At 63.6% G+C, this 4,350-nt stretch carries 5 protein-coding genes; 1 reads left to right on the top strand and 4 read right to left on the bottom strand.

Features of this window, described 5'->3' with window-relative positions; all coding sequences use genetic code 11:
* Both EN914_RS25885 and EN914_RS25880 read right to left on the bottom strand, forming a co-directional pair.
* Nucleotides 1-797, bottom strand: a 797-nt coding sequence (locus EN914_RS25885; protein WP_164778901.1) for a hemolysin family protein, incomplete at its 3' end; no start/stop codon positions are given.
* A gap of 75 nt (nucleotides 798-872) precedes the next feature.
* Nucleotides 873-1,787, bottom strand: coding sequence for a LysR family transcriptional regulator (locus tag EN914_RS25880; protein ID WP_024504163.1), 915 nt, complete (start codon nucleotides 1,785-1,787; stop codon nucleotides 873-875).
* 127 nt (nucleotides 1,788-1,914) lie between these two features.
* Here EN914_RS25880 and EN914_RS25875 point away from each other — a divergent pair, with 127 nt between their 5' ends.
* A complete protein-coding gene (locus tag EN914_RS25875) occupies nucleotides 1,915-2,937 on the top strand; it encodes an NAD(P)-dependent alcohol dehydrogenase (RefSeq protein ID WP_024504162.1) in 1,023 nt (340 codons plus the stop codon).
* A gap of 11 nt (nucleotides 2,938-2,948) precedes the next feature.
* On the opposite strand, the gene EN914_RS25870 is transcribed toward EN914_RS25875, so the two are convergent.
* Together EN914_RS25870 and EN914_RS25865 are read right to left on the bottom strand one after the other, a co-directional pair.
* Nucleotides 2,949-3,656, bottom strand: a complete 708-nt coding sequence (locus tag EN914_RS25870; protein ID WP_024504161.1) for an LssY C-terminal domain-containing protein — start codon at nucleotides 3,654-3,656, stop codon at nucleotides 2,949-2,951.
* Nucleotides 3,657-3,730: 74 nt separating this feature from the next.
* A partial coding sequence (locus EN914_RS25865) for an extensin family protein (RefSeq protein WP_127389345.1) occupies nucleotides 3,731-4,350 on the bottom strand: 620 nt, incomplete at its 5' end.

Raw genomic sequence — 4,350 nt, 5'->3', positions numbered from 1 at the left:
TCACGCGTCTGGACGACGCCGACCATGACGTCGACGCCGCCGTCGCCTGCCGGCAGGCGCGAATGCTGGGTTTCCATGAGCAGCTTGCGGATGGCCGCCTCGTCGGATTGCAGATTGATCCAGTCGACTTCGGTGCGCGGCGTCATCACCGCGCGCACGGCGCGGTCGCCAAGCCGCATGACGCCGGCGATCATGCGCCGCTCGTCGGATTCGATGGTGCCGTGATGCTCGGCCTCGGCGACCAGCATCTTGATCTCCTCGTCGGTGACCTTTTCCTCGCTTTCGCCGCGCTGACCGAGCAGCCACAATATGGTGCGGCCGGAGAAGTCGAGCAGGAAGACCAGCGGCGCCGACACCGTGGCGAGGATGGTCATCGCCGGAGCGACCCTGGCGGCGACCCGCTCGGGATCACGCAACGCGATCTGCTTGGGCACCAGCTCGCCGACGATCAGCGAGAAATAGGTGATGATAGCAACGACGATGCCGACGCCGAGCGGGTCGGCGACAGTCTCGCGGATGCCGGTCGAAGCCAGGAACTGCGCCAGCCGTTCGCCGAGCGTGGCGCCGGAAAAGGCGCCGGAGAGGACGCCGACCAAGGTGATGCCGATCTGCACCGAGGACAGGAACTTGCCGGGATTTGAGCCAAGATCAAGGGCGCGGCCGGCGCCATTGGTGCCGCGGTCGATCATCGCTTTCAGCCTGGCCGGGCGCGACGAGACGATGGCGAGCTCGGACATCGACAAAAGGCCGTTCACGCAGATGAGGACGACCACGATAGCGATTTCGACGTATAACATGAGCGGTCAATAGCATTGTGGCGCGGTCTTCGAAAATAGTCCGGCGTGATTTTTGAGAAATGACCGGTATTTCGCTCACGCGGCATCCCAGGGCGGCGCCGAAAAATGTTCGACGAGGGCGTCGACGACAACCCGCACCTTTGGCGTGAGCGCGCGCGTCACCGGCCAGACGGCATGCACGACGATGTTCTCGACCAGGCATTCCGACAGCACCATTTCGAGATCGCCGCTTTTGAGGCTGTCGGCGGCCAGCCATGTCGGCAGGAAGGCGATGCCGCAGCCGGCGAGCGCCGCATCCAGCATCGGTTCGCCATGGCCGAGAACGAGCCGCGCCTTGGGCACGAAGGTTGCGAGATGGCCGTCGGAATGTCTGATCACCCAGGGGCGGACGATGCCCTCGCGACCGTAGCCAATGACGCTGTGATCGGCGAGATCCTCGACCGATTGCGGCCGGCCATGCCTGTCGAGATAGTCGGGAGCCGCGCATATGGCCGAGCGCTGAGCATAGAGGCGCCTGGCCGCAAGCGACAGGCTGTCGTCGAGTTCGCCCATGCGGATCGCCAGGTCGATACCCTCCTCGATCAGGTCGACGCGGCGGTCATTGAAGGAGACTTCAACCGTCAGGTCCGGAAATTTCCTCGAAATCTCGAACAGCACCGGGGCGACGCAGCGTCGGCCGAAGGCCAGCGGCACGTCGACCCGAAGCCGGCCAGACGGGACCTGCCGACGCGAGGCGAGCAGCGACTGTGCGGCTTCGATCTCGGCCAGGGCCCGGACGCAGGCTTCATAGTAGCCGATGCCTTCGCTGGTCGGGCTGAGACTGCGGGTGGTGCGGTTCAGCAAGCGAACGCCGAGCCTCTGCTCCAGCTGCGCGATCGATTTGCCGATCGCCGACTTCGTCACATGCAGCCGCTCGCCGGCGCTAGTGAAGCTGCCGGCCTCCACCGCCTGAACAAACGCAACGGTGCCTTGCAGGTCGGCCGTTTCCATGGCGATTTCCTATTGTCGACTTTTAGTCCGCAATCAGTGTCAAACTATACCGCACGGAAGCACTATTTTCTATAGTCGAAAGGCATAAATGTCTCGCCTGGCATCAATGCACGGAGCGCGAGACGACATGAGCACCCCAATCAACAGATCCTGGCAGATGAGCGGTTTTGGCCTGTCCAGGCTAAGCCAGGTGGAAGGCAAGGTGCCCGAGCCAGGGCCGCACGATTTGCTGGTGCGGACCAAGGCCGTATCGCTCAACTACAAGGACAAGATGATCGTGGACGGCGTGCTGATCCCCGACCTTGCCTTTCCCTTCGTGCCGACATCCGACGCGGTGGGCGAAGTGGTGGCCGTCGGCAGTGCGGTCAGCCGCTTTCAGGTCGGCCAGCGCGTGCTTGGCCAGGTGATCGCCGATTGGCCGGATGGCGACGCACCGCCGGTGCTGCATAAGCACACGCTGGGGTCGTCGCTGTCGGGTATGCTTTCCGATCATGTCATCTTCGGCGAGGACGCCGCGGTGCTGGCGCCGCCGTCGCTCGGCGACATCGAGGCCGCGACATTGCCGATCGCGGCGCTGACGGCCTGGTTCGCCATGGCCGAGGCGACCAAACCGGTGCCGGGTCAGACCATTCTGATCCAGGGCACCGGCGGCGTGTCGCTGTTTGCGCTGCAGTTCGCCACTGCGTTCGGCCTGCGCGCCATCGTCACCTCAAGCAGTGATGAAAAGCTTGAGCGGGCGAGAAAGCTTGGCGCCTGGCAAGGGATCAACTACCGCACGCAACCGGCCTGGGACGATGCCGCGCGTGAGCTGACGAACGGGCTGGGCGTGAGCCACGTGCTGGAAATGGTCGGCGGCGACAATGCAAGGCGATCTCTGAACGCGCTGGCCGCCGACGGCCGGCTGTCGATCATCGGCCTGCTGGGCGCGATGGAGCTCAGCTTTCCCATCCTGCCCTTCATGCGCAACCGCATCACCGTGCAGGGCCTGTCGATCGGCCATCGCCGTGCTTTCGAGCGCATGAATCAGGCGATCGAGGCGCTGGCGATCAAGCCGGTCATCGACAAGGTTTTTGGCTTCGATGAGGTGCCGCAGGCCTTGCAACATCTGGAGAAAGGGCCGTTCGGCAAGATCGTGATCACCACGACCTGACTTTTGCGATGTCATGGCAACTGCTTCAACACGCCGACAATTGCCTCGCCGTCCGTGAAATAGGGATCGCCGCCGCCATTGCGTCCCGCCTTGGTGGCGCCGACGCCCGATATGTCGCTGGTCGAGAGCAGCATGCCGGCAGTGGCCAGGTCGCGCATCAGGAAATCGCGCTCGGCGTCGATGTCGGGGCCGATATGGTGGGTGACGGCGCCGGTGTCGTGGCTGAAGCCGACGCCGCGATCGAAGCTGGCCGAGCCCAGCCACAGCGGCCGGCCATCGTCGCCGCTTGCATCGGTCTGCCAGAAGCGGACATGATGCCGTCGGTCGGCGCTGATGCCCTCCGGCTTTTCGAAGGCGAGATCCTGGGCACGGCCATCGAACAGCAGCCTGCTGACCGGCGCATCGGGATAGGGGTGGTCGAACAGCACGCTTTCACCGATCTCGATCGCGGTCTTCAGGGTGACGGCGTCGGCGGTGTCCCAGCCGGCGACGGCAAAGGCGTGGACCACCTCCTTCTGCGTGCCGACAAGGCCGACATTGATCGGGTCGCCCGGAATGCCTTGCGGCGTGTGCGTCAGCATCTCGAAGCGATGCGTGCGAAAACCTCGATCGCGGAACGTCCAGAATTCCGGTGCGGCGAAATAGGCGAGCGCCAGATACGCGGCCAACAAGGTCGCCGTCCAGATCATAATGCGTCGCCGAACGCTTCGTTGACTCATGAATGCCGCTCAAATGTTCCGGCATCACATTAGGCGTTGTCATGGCATTCAGGCAAAGGATACCCGGCACCGATCTAACGGCAGGCGCGATAACCGTTCTTGCGGTTCTTGATGTCGAAATGAAAATGGTTGCGGTGGTCGTAATTGTAGCCGGGGCCGAGCACGGTGGTGAAGTACTGGCAGCCGTCGGCGCGCACATTGTTGAGGAAGCCGCGGGTGCGGAAGGCGAACAGGCCGGGCTTGCGCACGTCGATGTCGTCGCCATTGTTGAGCTCGATGCTCATGACGTCGAGCGCATTGCCCTTGCCGTGTTCGGACAGGACGCCTTCGCCGGCAATCCGGCGGCAGGAATAGCTGGAGCCCTGGTGTATGGTCTTGACGCCGGAGAAATAACGCCAGCGGGCGGAGGGAACGAGTTCGTTCTTCGTCCAGCCGGCAAAGGTAGCTGCCATGTCGCAGGTCAGGGTTGCGGCGGGTTTCATCTGGATGTTGCCGATGGCCGAGACCTTGACCGGATAATCGATGCCGCACTGGCCTTCATGGATCGGCGCCAGGTCGGTGTAGGCGACATCGAGGCGCTTCAATTGCTGACGGCAGTCGGTTTCGCTGGCCGGCATCTGCTCGACGGGCGACATCGGCTCGTCCATGCGCGGATAAGCGGCCTGCGTCATGTACGGATTGGAAGGGACAAGCT

The organism is Mesorhizobium sp. M7A.F.Ca.CA.001.08.2.1 (assembly GCF_003998455.1).
Lineage (GTDB): Bacteria > Pseudomonadota > Alphaproteobacteria > Rhizobiales > Rhizobiaceae > Mesorhizobium > Mesorhizobium ciceri.
Note: the sequence above shows the minus strand (reverse complement) of the source record. Positions and strands in the feature narration are given on the sequence as shown.

Coding starts and splice junctions, on each gene's coding strand:
- EN914_RS25880 (WP_024504163.1), bottom strand. CDS start 1,787: ATGGAAACGGCCGACCTGCAAGGCACCGTTGCGTTTGTTCAGGCGGTG.
- EN914_RS25875 (WP_024504162.1), top strand. CDS start 1,915: ATGAGCACCCCAATCAACAGATCCTGGCAGATGAGCGGTTTTGGCCTG.
- EN914_RS25870 (WP_024504161.1), bottom strand. CDS start 3,656: ATGAGTCAACGAAGCGTTCGGCGACGCATTATGATCTGGACGGCGACC.